General features: G+C 60.9%; 15 protein-coding genes and 1 tRNA gene. 9 read left to right on the forward strand and 7 right to left on the reverse strand.

Translation table 11 applies throughout. The annotated features are described in order from the left end of the window. Positions 1 to 63 precede the first annotated feature (63 nt). Entirely contained in the window at positions 64 to 3,489 is a 3,426-nt protein-coding gene (locus tag IRY30_RS04090) for an ABC transporter ATP-binding protein (RefSeq protein ID WP_194556087.1), read from the reverse strand. Positions 3,490 to 3,507: 18 nt separating this feature from the next. Then, positions 3,508 to 4,263: a hypothetical protein gene (locus IRY30_RS04095; RefSeq protein ID WP_194556088.1), complete on the reverse strand. Its 756-nt coding sequence runs from the start codon at positions 4,261 to 4,263 to the stop codon at positions 3,508 to 3,510. 126 nt (positions 4,264 to 4,389) lie between these two features. Here IRY30_RS04095 and IRY30_RS04100 point away from each other — a divergent pair, with 126 nt between their 5' ends. Next, the gene (locus IRY30_RS04100) at positions 4,390 to 5,928 is read left to right on the forward strand and encodes a carboxylesterase/lipase family protein (protein ID WP_194556089.1); all 1,539 of its coding nucleotides are present in this window, start codon (positions 4,390 to 4,392) and stop codon (positions 5,926 to 5,928) included. A 98-nt stretch (positions 5,929 to 6,026) separates the two neighbouring features. Next, positions 6,027 to 6,857: a hypothetical protein gene (locus tag IRY30_RS04105; protein ID WP_194556090.1), complete on the forward strand. Its 831-nt coding sequence runs from the start codon at positions 6,027 to 6,029 to the stop codon at positions 6,855 to 6,857. 34 nt (positions 6,858 to 6,891) lie between these two features. On the opposite strand, the gene IRY30_RS04110 is transcribed toward IRY30_RS04105, so the two are convergent. Then, the gene (locus IRY30_RS04110) at positions 6,892 to 7,383 is read right to left on the reverse strand and encodes a hypothetical protein (RefSeq protein ID WP_194556091.1); all 492 of its coding nucleotides are present in this window, start codon (positions 7,381 to 7,383) and stop codon (positions 6,892 to 6,894) included. 242 nt (positions 7,384 to 7,625) lie between these two features. Between IRY30_RS04110 and IRY30_RS04115 the strand changes: the two genes are divergently transcribed. Continuing rightward, positions 7,626 to 8,951: an FAD-dependent oxidoreductase gene (locus IRY30_RS04115; RefSeq protein ID WP_194556092.1), complete on the forward strand. Its 1,326-nt coding sequence runs from the start codon at positions 7,626 to 7,628 to the stop codon at positions 8,949 to 8,951. Positions 8,952 to 9,052: 101 nt separating this feature from the next. Continuing rightward, positions 9,053 to 11,299, forward strand: a complete 2,247-nt coding sequence (locus IRY30_RS04120) for a DEAD/DEAH box helicase (RefSeq protein WP_194556093.1) — start codon at positions 9,053 to 9,055, stop codon at positions 11,297 to 11,299. A 95-nt stretch (positions 11,300 to 11,394) separates the two neighbouring features. Here the strand turns inward: IRY30_RS04120 and IRY30_RS04125 are convergent, their stop codons facing one another. From IRY30_RS04125 to putP, 3 genes are all read right to left on the reverse strand, one after another. Then, positions 11,395 to 11,877, reverse strand: coding sequence for a hypothetical protein (locus IRY30_RS04125; RefSeq protein WP_194556094.1), 483 nt, complete (start codon positions 11,875 to 11,877; stop codon positions 11,395 to 11,397). A gap of 65 nt (positions 11,878 to 11,942) precedes the next feature. After that, positions 11,943 to 12,551, reverse strand: a complete 609-nt coding sequence (locus IRY30_RS04130; RefSeq protein ID WP_194556095.1) for an HNH endonuclease family protein — start codon at positions 12,549 to 12,551, stop codon at positions 11,943 to 11,945. A 107-nt stretch (positions 12,552 to 12,658) separates the two neighbouring features. Then, positions 12,659 to 14,257 (reverse strand): sodium/proline symporter PutP, encoded by a 1,599-nt coding sequence (putP, locus tag IRY30_RS04135; RefSeq protein ID WP_267238106.1) that lies wholly within the window; start codon positions 14,255 to 14,257, stop codon positions 12,659 to 12,661. A 140-nt stretch (positions 14,258 to 14,397) separates the two neighbouring features. On the opposite strand from putP, the gene IRY30_RS04140 reads away from it, so the two are divergent. Genes IRY30_RS04140 through IRY30_RS04160 form a run of 5 tightly spaced genes read left to right on the forward strand, consistent with a single transcriptional unit; the run spans position 14,398 to position 22,704 of the window. Further along, complete coding sequence (locus IRY30_RS04140) at positions 14,398 to 17,496, forward strand: DEAD/DEAH box helicase (RefSeq protein WP_194556096.1); 3,099 nt, start codon at positions 14,398 to 14,400, stop codon at positions 17,494 to 17,496. Next, positions 17,496 to 18,461 (forward strand): SWIM zinc finger family protein, encoded by a 966-nt coding sequence (locus tag IRY30_RS04145; RefSeq protein ID WP_194556097.1) that lies wholly within the window; start codon positions 17,496 to 17,498, stop codon positions 18,459 to 18,461. Before IRY30_RS04140 ends, IRY30_RS04145 begins: the two co-directional genes overlap by 1 nt. Continuing rightward, on the forward strand, positions 18,454 to 19,689 hold the full coding sequence (locus IRY30_RS04150) for a metallophosphoesterase family protein (protein WP_194556098.1): 1,236 nt from the start codon (positions 18,454 to 18,456) through the stop codon (positions 19,687 to 19,689). Before IRY30_RS04145 ends, IRY30_RS04150 begins: the two co-directional genes overlap by 8 nt. A gap of 4 nt (positions 19,690 to 19,693) precedes the next feature. Further along, positions 19,694 to 22,465, forward strand: coding sequence for an AAA family ATPase (locus IRY30_RS04155; protein ID WP_194556099.1), 2,772 nt, complete (start codon positions 19,694 to 19,696; stop codon positions 22,463 to 22,465). Positions 22,466 to 22,482: 17 nt separating this feature from the next. Then, positions 22,483 to 22,704 carry a helix-turn-helix domain-containing protein gene (locus IRY30_RS04160; RefSeq protein ID WP_194556100.1) on the forward strand — a complete coding sequence of 74 codons (222 nt, stop codon included), beginning with the start codon at positions 22,483 to 22,485 and terminating at the stop codon, positions 22,702 to 22,704. 23 nt (positions 22,705 to 22,727) lie between these two features. On the opposite strand, the gene IRY30_RS04165 is transcribed toward IRY30_RS04160, so the two are convergent. Continuing rightward, positions 22,728 to 22,803 (reverse strand) — tRNA-Arg (locus tag IRY30_RS04165). Between the last annotated feature and the right edge of the window lie 43 nt (positions 22,804 to 22,846).

Genomic DNA, 22,846 nt, shown 5'->3' on the forward strand with positions numbered 1-22,846 from the left:
GGGGCGGGGACGTTTATGTATATATCTGCAGATAAATCATATTTTTTGTGACCTGCCCAACACTCACGATCCGTGTGTAATATGCCGCTCCCAGAGTTGGGCATAGTGGCCGCGCAGCGCCAGCAATTCCGCGTGGGTTCCGCTCTCCACGATCTGCCCTCCATCCATCACCAGCACGCGATCCGCCCGAGCCGCGGTGGCCAGGCGGTGCGCAATGATGATCGCAGTGCGTCCCTGCACCGCGTGCGTGATGGCCTTCACCACCTTCTCCTCTATTTCTGGCGGCAGCGTGGAGGTGGCTTCATCCAGCACCATGACGGAAGGCTGCAGCAGCACCGCCCGAGCCAGCGCGATGATTTGCCGCTGCCCCGCGGAGAGGTTTCCCCCGAGTTCATCCAACGGTGCAAGGAAACCGCCCGGGATACCCGCGATGATTTCCTCCCCGCCGATCTCCCGGACCGCGCGTTGGATCTCCTCCCGGCTGGCATCCGGTTGCCCAAAGGCGATGTTGTGGGCCACGGTGGTGGGGAAGAAGTAGGGCTCCTGGGCAACCGTTCCTATTTTTCGACGCCACCCTTCCAATTCCGCCTCCCGTATCGGCAGCGCCGGAGCATCGGGGTATTCCGCGAGCACCGTGCCTTGTTGGGGGTCATACCAGCGAGCTACCAGTTTGCCGAGCGTGGACTTGCCCGCACCCGTTGCTCCCACCACAGCCGTGACGCCGCTGATGGTGGTGTCGATGTCCAAGACGGGATCCTGCTCGGAATCGGTGGAGTAACGGAAGCGGGTGGCGTCGAAAGCAATCGACGGAACCCCGCTTACCGGCACCGGACGAGGGGAGGCAGGGCTGCGGACCTCGGGCTCGGTGCGGAGGAAATCGCCGATGCGGGTGAGGCCCACGGACGCCTGCTGGAAGCTGTCGAAGATCTGGGAGAGCTGCTGGACTGGGCCGAAGAAGATGGAGAGGTACAGGCTGAACGCCACCACCGCACCCTCGGTGGTGTGACCGCTGGCGATCAAAGAGCCACCGGCGGCCAGGATGCTGGCCTGGGCCAGCTCGGTGAGCCAGTTGATGCCGGGGAAGAAGATGCTCACCGCGGCTTGGGCCTTGGTGCGCAGGTGCCTGTATTTGGCGGATTCGCCGTCCAAGCGCGCGGCCAGGTGAGGGCCGTAGCCGTAGCTCTGGGTGGCCAACAGGCCGTAGATGGATTCTTGGAACGTGGAGTTGACCTGACTGACCTGCGCGCGGGACTCGGTGTACAGCCGGCTGGCGGTGCGCTTGAATACCCAGGAGGCCACGGCGATGATCGGCAGGAACAGGGCGGTGATTGCCGTGAGCGTGGGATCGGTGAAGAGCAACATGGCCAGTACGCCGATGAGCACCGTGACGCTGACGATGGTCTGGGACAGGCCATTGTAGAGGAAATTCGAGAGCGAATCGATATCCGTGGTCAGGCGGGTCATGATCTGCCCGGAGGAATGCGTCTCAAACCACTTGATGTCCATGCGGCCCAGTTGGCGATAGCACCGCAGGCGCAGGGCATACAGCAAGTTTTCCCCCGCGCGCATGGTCAGCACGGTATTCAGAGCCAGCGCTGCCCAGCTCACCAGCACCACGGCCAGTGCTGCCGCGGCCATGGAGGCAATCACTGAAAGGTTGGTCTTGGCCACTCCTTCATCCAGCGCGTAGCGGATGAAGCTGGGCAGGGTGATATCCGCCAACACCGTGACCAACAGGGTGGCAACCACCGCGATCAGCGGCATGCGGATGAGGGAGATGAGGGAGCGCAGACTGAAAGGCGCGGTGTAGCTCTCGACGCGTGGGGATTCTTTGGTTGCGGAGTAGATGGCCTCGGCCCCGGCGGGGGATTCCTGCAGGGCAGATGCGGCACGCGGGGGATCGGTTGGCCAGAGTTCGTGAGACTGCGGTTCCGGGAGGGTGAGCGTGGGCTGTTGCTCGGTGGAATGCCGGTGGCCGATCACCACTGTGGTCAGGCCCTGGGTGCGCTCCTCCAGGTTCTGCATGATGCGGTGTTCGGTGATGGTGTCGATGGCGGAGGTGGCGGCGTCGAGAATAAGGAACGAAGGGTTACGCAGGACCGCGCGGGCCAGGGCGATGCGCTGGCGCTGGCCACCGGAAAGAGTCAGTCCGCGTTCCCCGACCACCGTGTCGAGTCCGCCAAGATCGGCCACGAAGCCATCCGCGCACGCGACCCGGAGCGCTTCGAGAACCTGCTCATCGGTGGCCTTGCTGCCCAGGCAGACGTTCTCGCGGATGCTGGCAGAGAAGAGAAAGGGCTCGTTGGCCACCAGAATCGGGCGGGCATTTTCCGGCACGTCCAACAGTGGCAGCGCGGTGCCATCGGCCAGCTCCGCGCGGAAATTACTGGCGGCCTCGGTGCGCAAGCCTGCGAGGGCGTGGGCCAGGTAAGTTTTTCCGGAAGCTGGGCCGCCCATGATCACGGTGGTGCGGCCAGCGGGAATGTCCACGTGTACGGGGTGGCCATCGCGGGAATTGAGGGTGCCGCGGAGGCTGACAACGGGGTTGCTCGGTGATTGTTCAGGGTTGGGGCGGACGGGCAGCTCCAGAAGTTCTTCCAAGCGGCGCACCGAGGAACGGGCCACGAACACTCCCACCAGCATGGAGGAGGTCATGCGCGTGAGGCGCGCCAACATGGTGATGAACGTGGCGGTGGCCAGGAATTCGCCCACAGTGAGTTGGCCGTGTGCGGCTAACCAGCCGCCAACCGCGACCACCCCGACCAGCATGATGTTGGGCAGCGCGTTGAGCGCGGGCTGGAATCGAGCGGTGATGTGCCCCACCACGAGCCGCAAACCAAAGAGCGTGGAAGCCAGCTCAGTGAAGCGCGCCAGCATCCGGGGTTGTTGCCCGAAGTTCTTCACCACCCGCACGCCTGCCACGGAGTGCTCGATGTGCGAGGCGATCTCCGCGGTCTGCTGTTGCGCCACCCATGTGGCCGGGTAGAGGCGCTTGCGGGAGCGGGCGGCCACGAAGAACATCACCGGCAGGTGCGCGATTACCAACAGTCCCACGGGCGGGGACATGAACAGCAGAATTCCGCAGATCAGTACCACTTCCAGCAACCCGGTCAAGATGATGGGCAGCGTGGCCACCATCGATTGCACCTGACCCAGATCGGAAATAGTGCGAGAGACCACTTGTCCCGTGCGCAAGCGGGCCGATTGGGCTGCATCAATGGACAACAGCCGGCGCATCACCGCCAGGCGCAGGGAATGCTGCACGTGCACGGATAGCGTGCCGGAGAGAAAACGCCTGGAGCCATGAATCGCAAAACGCGCCGTTGCTGCGGCGAGCAGACCGGCGATGGCACCACTGTGGCCATCAATCGCGGCTCCCGCAAACAACGGCGCGAGTACAGCAACCCCCGGCACCAGCACGCTACATATCAGTACTCCCGCGAGGAGCCAGGAATGCTGACGAATGTAGAAGAATAATGTGCTGGTCACAGGAGAAAGGGCAGGTTCCTACTTGTTAGCGGAACCGGCTTGAGAATCCTTGAATGCAACCATCAGGCTGTTGACCTGCTGGATCATCGCATCGGCGATCTTGCGGTTGGCCTTGGCGCCGAGCACGGCACCCAGACCGAACGGCAGGATCTTGGCGACCATCGCGCCACCGAAGCGGCGTCGCATCTGCTTGAACGCGATGCGGCCCAGGGAAGAGTTCACGACCTTGAGATCCCGGCCGGAAGCATTCTTCAGACCACGCAGAGACTTGATGGAGCCCAGCGCGCCGTCCTGGGTAAGGGCCTGCACCAGCTCGTTTCCGGAAGCCCCGGAGACAACCGTGAGCACGATGGTGCGGCGCTTCTCTGGATCAGAGATATCAACGCCGTGGAGCTCGGCGGAGGCCAGCGCGTACAGGCCACACGCCTCCAGCAGAACTGCGGACTCACCGGCGATTCCACCGAGGGAGAGCAAAGTACCGATTCCGGGCATCGCAGCGAGACCGCCGGTTCCCAGGCCGGTGCCGGTAGCCAGGTTTTTGAAGTGAGCGTCCAGTACGCGCTGCTTTTCTTCCACAGACTTGCCAGCGTGTTTAGCTTCTACCTTTTGCACGTAAGCGTGCACCGCTGGCTGCTGCACGGATGCCGCGCGGTCCACGCCCTTAAAGAAGCGCCCAGCGATGGGGCCACTGGGGTATTCCTTGTTATCTAGGGGATTGGCCGGCTGCTGTGGCTCGGCGTTCTTATCCTTCTTCTTGTTAAAAAAGAGTCCCATTGTCTTTTCCCTTTCTTCTTTTTCACTTGTCCTGCACTGGAGAGTAAGAGTAATGGAATTTTCCCCAGCTCGTGGCAATGGTCCATTGGCTGCGAAGTTTGACCTCGAGTCCTATTATCGAGCGTCATGACAGCCACCGACCAGCCCGAGGAGCCGCAGGGCTCATTTATCGACGCCACCCTGGCCGATGGAACACTGCGCGGGTTGGTTGTCGATGGCGTGCGTACGTGGCGGGGAGTTCCCTATGGGGTTGCCGCCAGGTGGAAAGCGCCGCGCCCCGTGCGCTGGGAGGGCGTATGGCCTGCTGATGAGTATGGCCCGGTGGCTCCGCAGACCACATACACGCTCAAGGATGAAGTGGTCGGCGAAGAAGACTGCCTGAATCTGGATGTGGTTCGCCCGGATACCGAGGAGACGCTGCCGGTGGTGGTTTATCTGCATGGGGGCGGATTTTTCGCAGGTGCCAGCCACACCGCGGTGCTGCGGGGCTTCAACTTCTCCCGGCAGGTCAATGCCGTGTACGTAGCAGTGAATTTCCGGCTTGGTGTGTTCGGTTACCTGGATATGAGCTCGCTGGGAATCCCCGGCAGCGAGGATTACGAGCCCAACCCCGCGCTGAAGGATCAGTTGCTGGCACTGCGATGGGTGCAGGAAAACATCGCTGCCTTCGGTGGTGATCCCGCTCGGGTGACGCTGATGGGAGAATCCGCTGGCGGCTCTGCAATCGGCGCGCTACTCGCCACCCCGAGCGCGCAGGGGTTGTTTCACCGCGTGATTCTGCAATCCGCCCCGGTGCTGACCGTGCATGGCCCGGAGCAGTCCAAGACCTGGTCGCGGAAATTGGTGCAGTATGCGGGACTGACCCCGCGCACGGTTTCCGTGCGGGATTTAGAGAGTATGTCCGCGGGGGATTTGGTGCGCGCCGGGCAGCAGATGCTGTGGCGCGGGCGAGGCTTGTGGGAACTCAACTCGTGTTTCGGAAACACCGTTGATGGGCGCACCATGCCCGAGCACCCTCTAACCGCCTTTGAGAACGCTCACCAGCATCAGGTGCCGATGTTGATTGGCACCAATGATGATGAACTCAGCGCCACGCAGGTGTTGTTCTTCACCAAGGGCAAGCGGGCGCAGGCGGTGCGCACCATGCTGGAGGCCCATGACCCAGAGCTGGCCTCGCAGCTGGCCGAGGCTTATGGGGACGTGGGTAAGCGGCAGGCGTTTGCCAACCTTCTTTCGGACGCCGTGTTTTGGGCGCAGTCAGTTCGTCTGGCAGACCTGCAGGCGCGCTCCGGCAACGAGGTGTGGATGTATCGCTTTGATTACGCGCCCGCGCTGCTGCGCCGGCTGGGGGTTGGGGCGATGCACTCGATGGAGCTATCCGCCCTGTTCGGTGATGCCAGCGCGTCCAAGGCGCGCGTGCTCTTGGGCTCGGACATGGACCAGGTGACAGCAGAAATGCAGGGAGCGTGGGCCCGATTCATCTGGGGAGAAAACCCAGGTTGGGAACGTTATACCGAGGCCACGCGAGCCACGCGGATTATCGAGAGAGATTCCCGCACTGAGTACGATCCGCGCCGGGCTCACCGCGAAGCGTGGGAGAGTTTTCGGATGCATGGGTGGATGGGTGAAGCGGAAGGAATCCCTTTGCCACGGCCCGGACGGTAGCCGGGTAGCCCGAGGAGGGTTAACATGAGTGCGAGCGTCGGTGCTTGCCGGGGTGACTGTCACAGACAAACGGGGAAACTCGTGGGAAGGAACCTGTTGTGGGTTTCTATGAAGACATTGCTGAAGCCTTAGATTCCGAGGACATCGAATCGAGGATCGCTGAAGATACTCTGTTCGTACCCATTGCTCCGGAGCTGGAGATTCAGTTCTCACTGATCCAAGGCGTGGGAGCTGCCGAATCTATCCAGGCCGCGAATGTATTCGTGGCGATGGCTGATGTTTCCGACGAGGATGAGCAGTTTGATGCGGCCCTCGTCGGAGTGGTGTTTTCTGTGGAAGCCGCTGTCCGCGAAGTGGCCAAGTACATGGCCATGGATCAGGTCATCAGCGTGCTCAATGAACTGCTTGAGGGCGACGATGAGCGCCTGGACGAGCTGGAGTTTGAGCAGGACCCTTACGAGCCTTTCGTGGTGTACGCCTCCGTGGGCGAGGATTCAGTGCTGATCGTGGAGCTCAGCTCCGAAGGTGCGGCACCGACCGGAAACGTGAGCTTTGTGACCTATGGCGATGACTTCGACGAATTGCTGGAGCAAGCCACTGAAGAACTCATCGAAGATGATGAGGATGTGACCGAGAGCGAGAAGCAGGAGATTTTCCGCTCCGCGGTTGCCGATGTGGGGGAGCAGACCCGCGAAGTACTGGAACTGGGAACCTTCGAAGACTTCGAAGCAATGTTTGATGCCCTGGCCGTGGCAGCGCAGCAGGCATACGACTGGGAAGAGATGCTGGTTCCCCTGGATGATCGCTACGAGTTTGATCTCGGAGACGATGAAGATGACGACGACGATGAAGAGGATTTCTTCCCCGAGGATGCAGATGCAGACCTCGATGGTGAAGACCTCATGGACTTCGACGAGGACGACGAGTAATTAACTCCTCCCTAGCGGCCGCTTGAGATCACTCTCAGGCGGCCGTTGTCTTTTCCCGGACGGCGGGGCGTTGAAGATCTTGCTCCGTCACCAGACAATTCCACGTCCACGTGAGTTTTTCTGGATCATGCTCCTGCTGCATCCAGCTCTCACCCGTGACAGTGCGGAAAAGTGAGTGGATCTCGGCGGAAACGCTGGGCACACTCCCGCCCAGGGAATCCTCATCCACCATTGCGCTGAGGGTGACGAGGAACAGCGCTTCCTGCTCGGGCGCGGGAGAGCCGGTGATCTTCTCCCACATCACGGTGGAGATGCGGTGCTTTGAAGCAAACACCAACGCTTCCGCGGACTTGAGATGCACGGATATGGACGGCGCGCGCCAACCGGGACTGATGCGAATTCGACTGCGGGGATGCCGGAGAACGGTCTTGAGCTGCTCGCCCAATTTCATGGTGTGAGCAGTGGGGATGAGGTGAGATAGCGGGAACCCGCTGTGGGCAGTGGCTGGGCGGCGGAGGGGCAGCATGGACGGTTCTCCTTGCGGGTGTTTGTGGGGAGTGTGAGTTGGGTGTTCGCGGTGTTCGTTTGCTTGACGAGTGTCAGAGTAGGAGAGGAGCGGGACAGACGATGGTGGCGTCGAATAAATAATAGAACAAACGTTCTAAAATTGCTAGGCCTGTTGCCCGCTACCGCTCCGGCGGGTGGGCAATTAGCATGGGGAGGAATCTGTAGATTTTCCCGGAGATGTTTAGCGAGGCGGACAACAACATGAGTGATGTGGCGATCATCGGCGGCGGCCTCCCAGGTCTGGCGGCCGCACGCACCCTGCGCAATGCGGGTGTGCGGTGCACGCTGTTTGAGGCGTCGTCCCAGCTGGGAGGCCGCGCGCGTTCTGAGCACTTCGGCGATATCACCGTGGATCATGGCTTTCAGCTGCTCAACTCCTGGTACCCCTCGCTCAAGGAGCTGTTGAGCAGCGGCGAATATGCGGCCCTGAATCAACGGGCGTTCCGGGCGGGAATCCAAACCTGCACCGAGGAAACCCGCGCTTTCGTGGGAGACCCCGTGCGTACCCCGCGGATCTTGCGCGATCTGATGTCCAAGAGTGGGCGCTCCGCCTTCAGCCTGCGCGACCTCATGGGACTGCGTAAGTGGTTGGGTACGGAGCTGACCCATCGTTCCTCGCTGGAGCTGCGCACCATCAGTAAGAATCGACGCAAGCGCGATGCATTCGTGCGAGATGCCCTCAATGACTCCGGGGTGAACCGGCGGATGCGCACGGCCGTGGCCAATCCGGCTATGCGAGCATTCATGCTGGATACGGACGGGGAGACCTCCACGATCATCGCCAAGTGGGTCTTCGGCACGTTCCTGCGGGGAGCGCCCACCGTGCCTGCTGAGGGAATGGGTGACGTGGCGAACCTGCTGGGCCGCAATACCGGGGTGATCACGGAAACCAATGCCAAGGTCACCGGCATTCGCGTGCAGGAACCGAGCGCTCACCAGGCAGGAACAGTGCGCGTGGAGCTAGGAGAGCAGGGGCGGGTGGAAAATTTCCGCTACGTGATTCTCGCCGTGCCACAAAATGTGGAGGCTGAACTGCTGGGACGTTCTCTGCTGCCAACGCGCGGGATGGAAACTTTCTGGTTTGTCTCCGATGAACCCGTGGGGGATAGCCCGGTGATCACCGTGGATGGCTCGGGCAAAAGCCCCGTGGCCAGCATCGCTGAGCTCACGGCAGTGGCTCCCTCCTATGCGCCGGGGCGTCACCTGGTGCAGGGCAGCGTGGCCTTCGGTGGTAGCTCCCGCGCGCTGCGCGCCGACCAGATCCCCAACGAAACAGAGATGCGCCGACACATGGGCGCGCTGTTGGGCGTGGATCCTGCCGGCTGGGAGTTGGTGACCCGCCACCACATTCCGAACGCTTTCCCCACCTTCACCCCGGCGATGGCCGCCCAGGCAGCGAACGAAGATCTCCTCATCAAGGGATCGGTGGCGCTGGCGGGAATTCAGCACGCCACCCCGTCCGTGGATGGAGCTTTGCGCAGTGGTCAACGGGCCGCGCAGCGCGTCATCGAGCTCCTCAAAGACTGACAGTGATCTACGACTCATTGCGGGGAGTGCCTTTGTCCTAGATCACTCCGCGCGGAAGGAAAGTGGCTTTTAGCTGCAGCAAAGCGTAGTGTCTCTAAACGATGAGTGATACTGAAAACGTCACCGGCGACGTTAACCAGCCGGTAGAAGACGACAACCAGGTATCTCAGAATAATCTGCACGGTGAGGACAATGGCGATAAGCCATTGGACGTGGTTGATGTGCTCGGGGAAAACCCTGAGGCATCTGCGCCTATCGAAGAGGTAGCGCAGGACACCACGGAGCATGTGAACGCAGGAACATCTGAGAAGGCCGAAGAAGCTAAAGATGTAGAGACTAAGGCAAACGAAGGTCCTCGGTTTGATGACCTCAACCTGCCTGCAGAAGTCTTGGCAGCGGTGAAGAAGGTTGGCTATGAGCAGCCTTCACCAATCCAAGCAGAGACCATTCCCATCTTGATGGATGGAAATGATGTCGTGGGCTTGGCGCAGACCGGTACGGGTAAGACCGCCGCGTTCGCGCTCCCGATCCTCTCCCGGATCGACCGTAAGGCGCGCCACCCACAGGCGCTGGTACTGGCACCAACTCGCGAACTTGCCCTGCAGGTTTCCGAGGCATTCCAGTCCTTCTCTGAGCACCTCGGCGGAATTTCCGTTCTGCCAATCTACGGTGGCCAGGCCTACGGCGTGCAGCTTTCCGGCTTGCGCCGCGGCGCGCACATCGTGGTCGGCACCCCAGGCCGTGTCATCGATCACCTGAAGAAGGGCAGCCTGGACATCTCCAACCTGCGCTTCATGGTGCTGGATGAGGCCGATGAGATGCTGAACATGGGCTTCCAGGAGGATGTGGAACGCATTCTGCAGGACACCCCTGACACCAAGCAGGTGGCACTGTTCTCCGCCACCATGCCAAACGGCATCCGTCGTTTGTCTAAGCAGTACCTGAACAACCCAGTGGAAGTTACCGTCAAGGCTTCCCAGCGCACCTCGGAAAACATCGAGCAGGACTTCCTGATGGTCAACCACCGTCAGAAGCTGGACGCGTTGACCCGCATCCTCGAGGTCACCGAATTCGATGCCATGATCATGTTCGTGCGCACCAAGAACGAGACCGAAGAGTTGGCAGAACGCCTGCGTGCTCGCGGTTTCAACGCTGCAGCCATCAACGGCGATATCGCCCAGGCGCAGCGCGAAAAGACCGTGGATCAGCTCAAGGATGGCCGTTTGGACATCCTGGTGGCTACCGATGTGGCTGCTCGTGGCTTGGACGTGGATCGCATTACCCACGTGTTCAACTACGACATCCCTCATGACACCGAGTCTTACGTGCACCGCATTGGTCGTACCGGCCGTGCAGGTCGTACCGGCCGTGCCATCCTCTTCGTGACCCCTCGTGAACGACGCCTGCTCAAGGCTATCGAGCGGGCCACCAAGTCCCAGCTCAAGGAAATTCAGCTGCCTTCCGTTGACCAGGTCAACGAATCCCGCAAGGAAAAGTTCAACGAACAGTTGACCGAATCCCTGGGTGACACGCAGATCCAGACTTTCCGCGAACTGGTCAAGGGCTACGCCGAGTCCAATGAAGTCTCCATGGAAGATATCGCCGCCGCGCTTGCAGTTCAGCTGCAGGCTGGTGAGAACTTCCTCATGAAGGAGCCACCAAAGGACGAGCGTCCAGCTCGCCGCCGCGAAGATGATCGCTATGGCGATGACCGTCGCAGCGGTGGCGGCTCGGCACGCGACTTCAAGGAACGCTTCAACCGCGAAGCTCCTAAGGTTGCGGATCGCAATGGCAAGGAACTTGCTGTTTACCGCCTGAGCGTGGGACACCGTCAGCGCGTGCGTCCGGGTGCCATCGTTGGCGCTCTGGCCAACGAGGGTGGACTGAACTCTCGCGACTTCGGCCGGATCAGCATCTTTGCTGAGCACTCCTTGGTTGAGTTGCCTGCGGATCTTCCAGAAGACGTGTTCCGTCAGCTGGATGACACCCGCGTGTCCGGTCAGCTGATCAACATCGAGCCAGACCCAGGCGCTCCTAATGGTCGCCCAGGCAGCCAGGATCGTGGAGATCGCCGTGGCGGAGACCGCGGTGGAGACCGTGGACCACGTCGCGGAGGTCGCGATGATGACCGCCGTGGAGGCGACCGCGGTGGAGACCGTGGCGGTTTCCGCGGTGGCCGTTCCAACGATCGCAGCGACGGCGGATTCCGCGGACGTGATAGCGACGGCGGAAGCCGTGGCGGCAGGTTCAACGATCGCGATGACCGTGGTGGAAGCCGCGGAGGTCGCTCTAACGATCGCAGCGAAGGCGGATTCCGCGGACGCGGACGAGGTAACTGGGAGCGCTAAGCCCCACTGACTCGCTTGATCATTCGCGCGAAGTAAAAGCCCCGCTCAAGGAAATCCTTGAGCGGGGCTTTTCGCTGTGGAAAAGAACCGGAGGTTTAGAGGAACATCAGGATGGCGATGATGATCCAGAGAAGGTTGAAGATTCCGCCGAACATTGCTGCCTGACCGGGAAGCTTGGACACATCAGCGTCCTTGAGCTGAGCGGTTTCCTTTTCGCTGGCGGGAGCATCAGCAGGGCTGAGGCTGTTGGTGGCAACCAGGGCGCGACGCTGGCGAGGAATCACCAGGAAGATGAGCAAGCCCCACGCAATGACTGCGAGCAGCAAGGACGCGTGGTAGCGGCCTTCCTTCAGCGCACCATCCACGGTGAGCATGGCCACGAGTCCCAAAGCGGGAACCAGCAGGGACGCCAAACCGTAGATACGGGTGACCTTGTGCAGCAGGCGCAGGGTCCCAGGGGCTTCTTCGCCGGCGGTGACCTTTCGCATCTGTGGCGCGAACATGGAAGTGGAGACCATCACGGGTCCGATGAGCATGATGGCTGCAAGGATATGCAGGGCAATTACTAAAGTCGTCATGCACACACTTTCTCATTGTTTGGAGAAAATGTCAGATCCATAAGTACTAGCTGTGAAGAAAAGCTTTACAGCTGACAGACTTCCCGCGCTGTTGCGGCATCTGCCCGGCTAATAGCCAGACCATAATGAACGGCGACCTGGAGAAAGCGGGAGACATAATGGCATTGCCCACGCGCATCCGGTGGTAGCCATTGCCCGGGGGTGCTATCCGACTTTTCCTGGTTGAGTGCTTCCGCCGTGGCCGCCAGATTCCGCGCGTAATCATTGGCGAACTGCCTACGCTGAAGGGGTTCCCAGTTCCACGCACCCATATCCCACGCGGCAGCTAGCGGATAGATGTGATCGATCTCGATGGCGGTCACCGCCTCCGTGGCACCGGTGTATTCATCGCTGGCCACTGTGGGTTTTGGTTGTGCGGGCTCAGACTGCGTGAGTTCAGCAGCTGCGCGGCGCAAGACGATCTCGCGCGTGTCCAAGTACTCGCCTTCAGCCGTGACCTGGCTGGCCCACCCGTTGCCAAACTGGTCCCGGGAATAGCCCAGGATCCGCGGCCGGAAGTCCACTACCTGCAGTTGGGGGAGGGTGGAGGAGACAGAGGTGGCGTCGGCAGAAAAGGAAGAGGAAGGCCACGCGGGCAGTAAGGAGGGTGCGCGGACTGCAACCACGGACAACATGGCAAAGAAAAGGGCATAACAAAAGGCCCACCGGCGATGGAATCTTAAGTTGAGTCTGAGCACAAAAGCATCAGACTCCGCCGGGGGCCTAGAAGTTCACGCGAGGATTAGTGAGCAGCGTTCCTCACGACGCTGGACTGAGCTGCGTCCTCGAAATCAACCTCGGGGTTGGACTTGGTGGTGCGGGAGAGGGCAATGGCCTTATCGAAGGTATCCAGGACCTCCTGGGAAGGCGTCTTGGTGGCGTAGGTGACAACCACCATGGCCAACACGCTGGCTGCCACACCGGGGATCATTTCGTAGAGGCCGAATGGCTTCTCGATGATTCCGAACGAGGCCAGGCCACCCCAGAGGAAGGTCACCACGGCACCGGCGATGATGCTGGCGATGGCACCTGGGGCGTTGAGTCGGCGCCAGTACAGAGCGCCCAAGACCACTGGGCCAAAGGAGGCACCGAAACCGGCCCACGCGAATTCCACCAGCTTCAAGATGGCGGAGGTGGAATCCAGTGCGATCAGACCAGCCAGGACGGCCACAACGATCACGGAGATGCGGGAGAGCAGCTTCAGGGACTTATCGGAAGCGTTCTTGTTGATGAGCCCCTTGTAGATGTCCTCGATCAGCGCGGAGGAGACCACCAGCAGCTGGGAGGACACGGTGGACATGATGGCTGCCAGCACCGCGGTCAGCACCAAACCGGCGAGCAGTGGGTGGAAGAGGATGCGGCCCATGTCCAGGAAGATGGTCTCAAAGTTTTCCTGGTCAGAAATGGCGATGGATGGATCCATGCCGAAGAACGCCGGGCCGATGATGGCCACGAAGATCGCGCCGAGCAGGCAGAGGAACATCCAGCTCACGCCGTAGGCCATGCCGGCCTTCGCATCGGAAGGGGAGCGCAGAGCCATGAAGCGAACAATGATGTGTGGCTGGCCGAAGTAACCCAAACCCCATGCGAGGTTGGAGATGATGGCCACAAAACCCACGCCGGTGAACAGGGAGAACCAGTTCTCGTTGGGCGCGATGGTCTCCAGGCCGTAAGCGTGCTCGGTCTGGTACGTCCAGATAGCGCTGGGGTCATCCATGGTGACCAGAGCCACCACGGGCACGGCCAGCAGAGCCAGGAACATGATCAGGCCCTGCACGGTATCCGTGTAGGACACCGCCAGGAAGCCACCGATGAAGGTGTAGATCACGGTGACCGCGGCGATGATCACCAGGCCGACCAAGTAATCGCCCTGGAAGGTGGACTGGAAGTACTTGCCGCCGGCGACCATGCCGGAAGAGACGTAGAACGTGAAGAACACCAAAATAACCAGGCCAGCGACCACGCGCAGCACGCGGGAGGTGTCATGGAAGCGGTTCTCCAGGAAGGAGGGCAGTGTGATGGAGTTGTTCGCCACCTCCGTGTAGGAGCGCAGGCGAGGAGCGGTGATCTGCCAGTTCACGGCAGCGCCGATCAGGAGTCCGATGGCCATCCACAGCTCGGAGAAGCCGGAGACGTAGATCGCGGCAGGCAGACCCATGAGCAGCCAGCCGGACATGTCCGAGGCGCCCGCGGAGAGAGCGGCCGGGAAAGGGTGCAGCTTGCGGCCGCCGAGCATGAAGTCTTCATACTCATCTGTTTCCCTAAATGAATACAACCCGATGAGAACCATGGCGATGAGGTAAATCACCATGGCGATCACGAACCAAGTGAGTTCGGACAAGGGGAATCACTCCTTTGTGGCGTGAATCGTGCAGCAGCTTAAAAAACTTCTGTGAAGCTCCCAGCTAACTCCAATGAATACTGATCTCACCACCGTAGCCAAAACAATCCCTTGTCTCAGCTACATGGTAAAACCAGTGCATGGATTTCCAATCGCGGTTGCACGCCCTGTTGCCCTCTGAGGGCGGGTTGCACCTGTGGGTGGAAAAGGTGGATGGCCGGGTGGTGGTCACTGATTCCGCTGTGCTGGGGGAAGAGGATCTGCCCGCAGAATTATTGCGATTGGTGCAGGCCAGGCCATTGCGACAGCGCGGAAGTGTATGGCTGGCTACACCCAAAGGCAAACTCAAGCGCGTTCCCGTGCCTGCGGTGGCGTACACGCCGGAGCAGTCCCTGAAAGTGCTGCATGAGATATCTCAGTGGGCACAGAAAGCACGGGATAATTCTGCCTCCCGTGAGGATCAGCCGGGCGTGGCGAACCCGGATGCGCTGGGCGCGGAGGTGTATTTCCTTCTAGATCTATACCGTTGCGCGTTGGATATTGTCCGCGCCGGCCGTGTGATGCTGCGGATGGATCGCGTGGACAACGAGTGGTACCCGCGCTGGATGCCCTCCACTGCCGGTTCCCACCACGCTGTGTTGCAGCAATTGCGCGATGCCACCCCGGAGGTGCTGAGCCGCAACGGTGGTGAGGACGTGGTGGGCCAGTGGGTAGATGAAATGGTGCACTGGATGAGCATCCGCATCTTCCAGGACACCCTGGGCAGCACCGATGAGATCAACACTCCCTTCATGAATTCTGTCCTGGCGGGCCAGCCTGCGCGGCGGGTCTCTGCGGATACGGTCTCCCAACTCAACCGTTGGCGCACCTCGGCCGCCGATGCCGCCAGCCAGGTGGTCTTGGTTCTTTCTTCTCCTTCCGACGCCACCACTGCCGGCCACAGCGCAGATACCGGGATCGGGGACATCCCTCTGGAGGACATCCGCTGGCGGTTGGATATCGGGATGAGCGTCAACGATGGGCCCACCGAAGTGCTGGTTCCCGCAGAAATGACAGACGCGCAATCCGCGAGACTGTACAGAGCCTTGGCGCACATGCGGGCCACGTGGCGGCCCTTGGCTGCGATGTTGGCTCCCGTGGAGCAGTGGTTCACCACGGGTGTGTGGCAACCGCAGTTTCCCGGGGTGGAGAGTAGCGCGCAGGACCGTCGGATGTCGCTGGCCTTGGGTATCGATGAGGTGGAGATGCTGCTCTCCGAGGGCGTGCGCAGCCTGCGCGGGGCAGGCGTGCAGGTGATGGTGCCCAGGGGATGGACGCGCGCGGTACCGCAGGTGAAAGTGGCGGTGAACCCGGTGGGAGCAGGCCAGGGCTCCGGCAAGCTCGGACTGGATCAGCTGGTGAACTTTGAGTGGGACATCTCAGTTGAGGGGGAAAGCCTCGATGAGAACGCTCGCCGGGAGCTGGTGCAGTCCGCCAGCAGCATCGTGGCAGTCAATGGTCGATTCATGTACCTGGATTCCAGCTCGCTGCACCGGGCCAGGGGATGGCTGCATGCCATCAAGAAAAAGGACGAGATTGATCCGCTGGATGAGGACCTAGATGAAGATCTGCAGGTGAGTCTGCGGGACATCATGGAGGCGGATGCGCTGGCGTCGGAATACCATGAAACCAGCGGTGACCACCACTTTCGCATCGAGGCAAACGGGTGGATGGAACGGTTGCTCTCCGATGAGCCGGTGAGCCCGCCGCAGCCGGTGACGGTACCGGATTCGGTGCGCACTTCGCTGCGGGACCATCAGGTGCGCGGAGTGAGTTGGCTGGCGTGGATGAGCGAGCATCACCTAGGGGCGATCCTGGCTGATGACATGGGCCTGGGCAAGACACTGCAGGTCCTGGCGTTGCTGGCGTGGGAGAAATCCCAGGCGGAGCACGCGCAGGTGGATCCGGTGCTGGTGATCGCTCCCACCAGCGTGTTGGACGCGTGGAAGCGTGAGGTGCAGCGGCACACCCCGGAGCTGACGGTGCTGGTGGATCACGGCGCGGCCAAGGTCACGGATGAGAAGTTTGCGCAGAAGGCTGCGGGTTATGACATTGTGGTGACCTCCTACGGCACCGTTTCCCGCAATCCCGAGCGCTATCAGCAGGTGCAGTGGCACCGGGTGGTGGCCGATGAAGCGCAGAACATCAAGAATCCCGGAACCAAGCAATCCCGCGCGGTGCGGAGTTTGCCCGCAGGTCACCGGATTGCGCTGACGGGCACACCGGTGGAGAACCGGCTGAGCGATCTTTATGCGCTCATGGATTTTGCCAACCCCGGGATTCTGGGCAGCCCGGCGGCTTTTCAGAATCGCCTGGCCATCCCCGTGGAGCGCTATGGGGATGAGACCGCGCGGGAGCGTTTGCAGCGCGTGGTGCAGCCGTTTGTGCTGCGCAGGTTGAAGTCCGATGAAGGCATGGGGCTGAACCTGCCGGAAAAGCGCGATGAGGTGGAGCTCATCCCGTTGACCAGCGAACAGGCTGCGCTCTACCAGGCGTTTACCGAAAGCATGGAGGAGAAGCTGCGCAACCGGGAGGAATCACGCAAGGGGATGATCCTGGGTGCCTTGGTGAAGATCAAGCAGATCTGCAATCACCCGGCGCATTTCGCGGGGGATGGCTCGGCGCTGTTGCGCCTGGGGAGGCATCGCTCCAACAAGGTCAAGCGCATGTTTGAGATCATTGATGCCGCCCGCGCCGAAGGCAGAAAAGTGCTGGTGTTCACGCAATTCCCCAGCTTCGGGCGGATGCTGATCCCCGAGATGAGCGCGCGCTATGACACCGAGATCCCCATGCTGCATGGCGGGCTTTCGCGGAGTGCGCGCGCGGAGATGGTGGCGGGATTCCAGAATCCAGAAGGGCCGCCGATCATGCTGCTCTCCGTGCGCGCGGGCGGCACGGGCATCACACTCACGGAGGCCTCAGTGGTAATCCACATTGACCGGTGGTGGAACCCCGCCGTGGAGGATCAGGCAACCGACCGTGCGTACCGGATTGGGCAGGACAAACCCGTGACTGTCTATAAGCTGGTCACCAAGGGCACCTTGGATGAGCGCATCCATGACATCATCGCCGGCAAGCGTGAGCTGGCGGGCGCGGTGGTTGGTGCAGGTGAGGGATGGATCGCCAATTTGGACGACGCCGACCTTCACGAGCTGTGGCAATTGAAATCAGCATCCGAGAATGCAACCGAGGGGGAGTGATGAGTCCACGCAGCGGTGATACCCCTCGCGGGAAGAAGCACCCCACCTGGGGAGATAACGTGGTGGTGGCCGATTTCGGGGCGCGTAGACGCCGGGAATTGGCCGCGGGGCAGACCACTCCGCAAGTGCCCCGCCAAGAGACGGAGACATGGGCCGCGGCCACCCTCATGGAGGCATTGGCTCAACAGGCCGATTCCGGCAGGCTGGCCAGGGGTCGAGAATATTTCCGCGCCGGGAAGATCCTCGGGGTGGAGTTGCAGACCAACGTGATCAGCGGTTTGGTGGCAGGTTCTCAGCTGGAGCCCTTCGATGTGAGCATTCGTTTGCGATCCCTGGGCAAGCGGCAGCTGGCCTTCGTGGAACAAGAGTTGCTGATGGATGCTTCCCACGTGCGCAGCTTGGTGAAGGGCAGCGCGCCGGGCGTGGACGTGGCCGCGATATTGCTGCGCAAGGATCATCTGGCCACCACCACCTGCACGTGTCCGGATCGCAGCACGGCGTGCAAGCACGTGGTGGCGGTGATGTACGCGGTGTCCGCGCAGCTCTCCCGGGATCCGCTGCAGGTTTTGCGCCTGCGCGGGATTGATCCGGTTCCACTGTTGCAACAACTGGGGCATTCCGATGCCTCCAGCGAGCCGCGACCTTTGCGGGCGGTGGAGCCCACGCGTTCTGAAACCGATGATGTGCCGGAAATCGTGGATGCTGCCGCGTTCTGGGGTGAGAATTCAGAGCCGGTTTCTTGGGAGCCTTTTTCCGAAGAATGGGGCATGGAACAGGGCGATACCGAAGCGATGATGGCAGCCCTGCGCACCGTGTCTTGGACTGGCGTGGACCAGCTGTATATCCGCCATGAACTGGAACGATGCTATGAAACCCTCACAGAGATAGACCTGGCGTTCGATAATGTCCCTTGGTCCCGGGATCCCCTGTCCCGGGCTGATGCTAGAAATGGGCACCATGACTGAATTTGAGAACTCGCCAGCGCAGTTCCGCTTTCTCCACACCTCGGATTGGCAGCTGGGCATGCCCGCGAACTTCCTGGAACCCGAGGCGAGGGCTCGTTTCGCAGATGCTCGCCTGGAGGCAGTGGAGCGCTTGTTCGCGCTGGCGCAGGAGCAGCGCTGCGAGGCGATCGTGGTGGCGGGGGATGTCTTCGATAACAACCTCTTGCGCCCCGAGGTTTACCGCCGGGCCATCGACGTGCTGCGCACCAGCCCAGTCCCGGTGTATCTGTTGCCCGGCAACCATGATCCTTTCGACGCCGCCAGCATCTACCGCAAGCCGGAGTTCGCCCAGCTCGCACAAGGTAATTCGCGCGGGGTGAAGGTGGAGGTGTTGCAAGATTTTGCTCCATTAGAGCTGCGGGAGGGCGTGGAGATCGTGGGGGCACCGCTGCTGACCAAGATGCCGAATGAGGACCTGGTTGCAAGAGCTATCCAGGAGTGCGAACAGCGCGATGCTGAAGGGGATGCTGAGGAAGCGAAGAATCGGATCCGGGTGCTGGTGGGGCATGGCAATGTGAGTACGTTCGGGGATGATAATGACCTCAGCACCATCGACGTGGCAGCCGCAGAAGAAGCCTGCGACCGCAGAGTGATTGATTACGTGGCGCTGGGGGATACGCACTCTGCGATGTCCCTGGGTAGTACCGGGCGGGTGTGGTACTCCGGTGCTCCAGAGGTGACAGCCTTCCGTGAACCGCATGGCGGCGGGGAGAACAACTCCGGCAAAGCACTGGTGGTGGATATCCAGGTGAAAGAATCTGGGGTGAACGTGGACGTGGAGGAATTCTCCATTGGCCGCTGGGCTTTTCAGGCCGTGGAGGCGGAGATCAATTCCCGCGCCGAAGCGCAATCCTTCGTGGAGAGCGTGCAGGAGATGGCCAACAAGCGAAATCTCGTGGTGAAATATGCGCTCAAAGGCACGGTCGATTTACACACCGCAGCGTGGCTGGACCAGCAGTTGGAAGAGAGTGCCCTGGGATTTGCCCGACTCTATCCACGCGAGCGGTTGATGGACCTGCATGTGGTTCCGGATCTGGACGAGCTCGCAGAGGCCAATTTCGGCGAAGGTTTTATCGATGCTGCGGCCAAGGAGCTTATGGAGTCCGCGCAAGAAGATAACCGAGCGGCCAGCGACGCACTGCGATTGTTGTACCGGTTGAGCGCTGCGACCCGAAAGGATGCGGTCTAAACGCATGCTGACTCTACATAGCTTGTCCCTGGAACACGTGGCGGGAGTGGATTCCGCCCAACTGCAGCTCTCCGAAAGTGGAGTGACCGTGGTGTACGGCGCCAATGAAGGAGGCAAAACCACCTTGCTCAAGGCATTTGAGGTGCTGCTCAGCGATGTGAAAGTGGCCAGTAGCGCCAAGAGTGTGCAGTGGATGTACCCGAAGCATCTGGATGAATCTCCCACCATTTCCGCGGAGATGACGGTTGGTGATTATCGTCTGCACATTACCAAGACGTACAAGGCACGCGGTGGCCAGGCAGTGCTTAAGGTCAGTGCGCCCGCGGTGGAGAATGAGACGGGGCGTCGAGCAGAAGAAAGACTCCAGGAGATCCTGGCGGAGGGGATGGACACCACGCTCCGAGATGCCCTGACCATCCGCCAAGGTGAGAGCTTGGAGACTTTTGTGGCCGCCGATGTGGAATCGCTGGCCCGCGCGCTCGATGATGCCGAGGAGGTGGAGAGCGGTGCGATGAAGACGTCCTCTGCGACCTCTGACTTGTTAAATCGGGTGCACAAGGAATATCGCCGTTATTTCACCGATGGCGGATCCGTGGCTGGCAAGGGTGAGCTGGGCCAGGCGAAACAGGCGAAGGACGATGCGGAGGATTCTGCGCGTGAAGCGCGCCTGGCGTACGAACAGGCGCAGGCACATATCGTGGCCATCGACCAGTTCACGGAGAGCATCGAGCTGGAAAGGCTCAAGCAGCCGGCGGCTCAGGAGGAGCTGGAAGTCTCGCAGAAAGAGCTGGCTGAAGCTGAGGCGGTAGAAAACAAACTGCAGCAACTGGAGTCCAAGGCGAAGGCAGCGGGAAGTCAGCTGGAGGTTGCGGAATCTCGGCTCGATGCCCGGCAGAAACTGCGAGCTGCGCTGGATGAGAGCGGCACGAAGATGGCGCAGCTTCGCGAAAGTGCCGAGGTTTCGGTTAAGGCGATGGACGCGGAGCACGCCGAGATCCAGGAAAAGGAAGCCCTGCGGGAGCGTAAGTCCGGCGAACTGGATGAATCAGAGGCGTTGATTGAGGTCACGCGCAGCATTGCGGAGGTACACGCAGCAGCCACGGAATCAGTAGCTGCTGAGAAGTTGGCTGACGAGGTTCAGCAGCTCGTGGAGCAGCGCAAAGAGTTGCGGGAAAAACTGGCGAGTAATCCTGCCACACCGCAGACGATGAATGCGTTCCGCGAGGCGCTGACTGGGTTGCGGACGGCGGAGCGTTTCCGCGATGCGATTGCCACTAGCGTGCACATCGCTGGTCCGCAGGGTGCGGAAATTCAAGACAGCGCTGGGGAGAGCTTTGCGCTGGATGAATCCGGTGCATTGATTCGAGTCACTCACGAGCGTTCGCTGACCATGGGAGAGTTCACCGTTACGGTTACTCCCTCCGAGGACCTTTCGCGCAGTGAGCGAGATGTGGAACGAGCGCGTGCCAGCGTGCAGAAGCTCACTAGTGAGTTGGGGCTGGACGAGCCAGAACTTTCGGATGCCGAGGAGCTGGCTGCCAAGAGATCGCAGTTGGAGGATGAGCTCCAGCAGACGAGTACCGCGTTGGCGGCCAAGACCGGAGACAAGGGTGAGGCGGCAATCGCGTCTCGAGTGCAGGAAACTCTTGATGAGCTGCGCGATTCTGTTTCCGAGCTGCGGGAGCTCGCCGATAGTGCCGAATCTATCGACAGTGAGAAAAGCTCGAGCGTGATGGGTGTGGCTCGGGAAATCCTGGCGGTCACCGAGAGCAACGAGGATGAGGAATCCTGGGCGCGCGAGATTACGGAGCTGGAGGTGGATGTTCACACCACCCGCGAGGAGCTTCTCACTTGGAACGCCGAGGTCAAAGCGTTCCTGCGACAGGCTCCGGCCCGTGATGGTGGGATGACAGCAACACAGAAGAAGCACTTCACGCTGCAGGCCGAGCTGGAGCAGGTGGAGATCGCCCACCAATTGAACTCGGAGCGTTTGGAACAGGCCAGGGCTGATAAACCCGACCAGGCATTAGAGGACGAAGTGACGCTCGCCCGGAATGCCAACGAGCAGGCGAACGATGAATGGAGCCGCGGCCGGGAAGAATTCGGCCAGCATTCCATCGAGCTGGCCCGGGAGAAAAATGCCGGAGCCCAGGAGCGGGTGCGGAAGATCGAATCCCGCATCCAGCAGTTCCAGCTTGATCGGGCGCAGCGCGAAGGTCAGCTGGAGAAGGGCTATGGCGCGGCCGCTGAACTGCAGGAAGCCCAAAGCGAGCTGGAGAGATGCACCCTGGCGCTCGAAAGAGTGCAGGCCCAGGCTGACGCCGCGAAGCTGCTGCGGGACACCATCGAAAATGCCCGCGCAGAGCTGCGCGCGAAGTACGAAAAGCCCTTCAAGGAAGCCTTCGAAGGCCTGGCCAGCGCGGTATTCGGCGTGGACACCTCGTTCACCTTCGGCCCAGATCTGCGTATTGAAAAGCGGGTACGGGCAGGTTTGGATCTCGACGCCGATGCCCTTTCCGGCGGCGCCCAAGAACAGATGATGATGCTGGCACGCCTAGCTGTGGCCACGTTGGTGGGCAAGGGAGGCAGCGTTCCGATCTTTATCGACGACGCCCTCGGCTTCTCCGATCCCCACCGGATGAAGAGCATGAATGCGGTGCTGGGACGGCTCGGCCGCGAACATCAAGTGATCGTGTTGACCTGCGATGTTGATCGCTTCGACAGCATCGTCGGGGCAGCTCAGCACTCCATCGAGAGCATCCGGGCGCAGGGATAGAGAGCAGGAGGGCACTGATGGAAGAGTTTAATGGTGAGACCTTTTACACCGTGGAGGAATGTGCGGAATACCTGGGTAAGACCGTGGATGAGGTGCGGGAGTTGATTCGCTCGGGTGAGATGCACGCCTACAAACTCAGGGCGATTCGCTGCCCCTGGATGGTGCAAAAAACGCAGCTTGAATACCAGAAATGGGCAGAGAAGGGAATAATTTCCGAAGAAATTCTCAACGAATACTAGGGGAGTATCAGCGGGAATTTTAGTGGTGCCCTCGAGAGGATTCGAACCTCCGACCCCTGGTACCGGAAACCAGTGCTCTATCCCCTGAGCTACGAGGGCGCGCGCTCGTGATTCTTGGAGAACCAAAGCGAGTACGAGGCAA

This window comes from Corynebacterium suicordis DSM 45110, from assembly GCF_015351405.1.
GTDB lineage: Bacteria > Actinomycetota > Actinomycetes > Mycobacteriales > Mycobacteriaceae > Corynebacterium > Corynebacterium suicordis.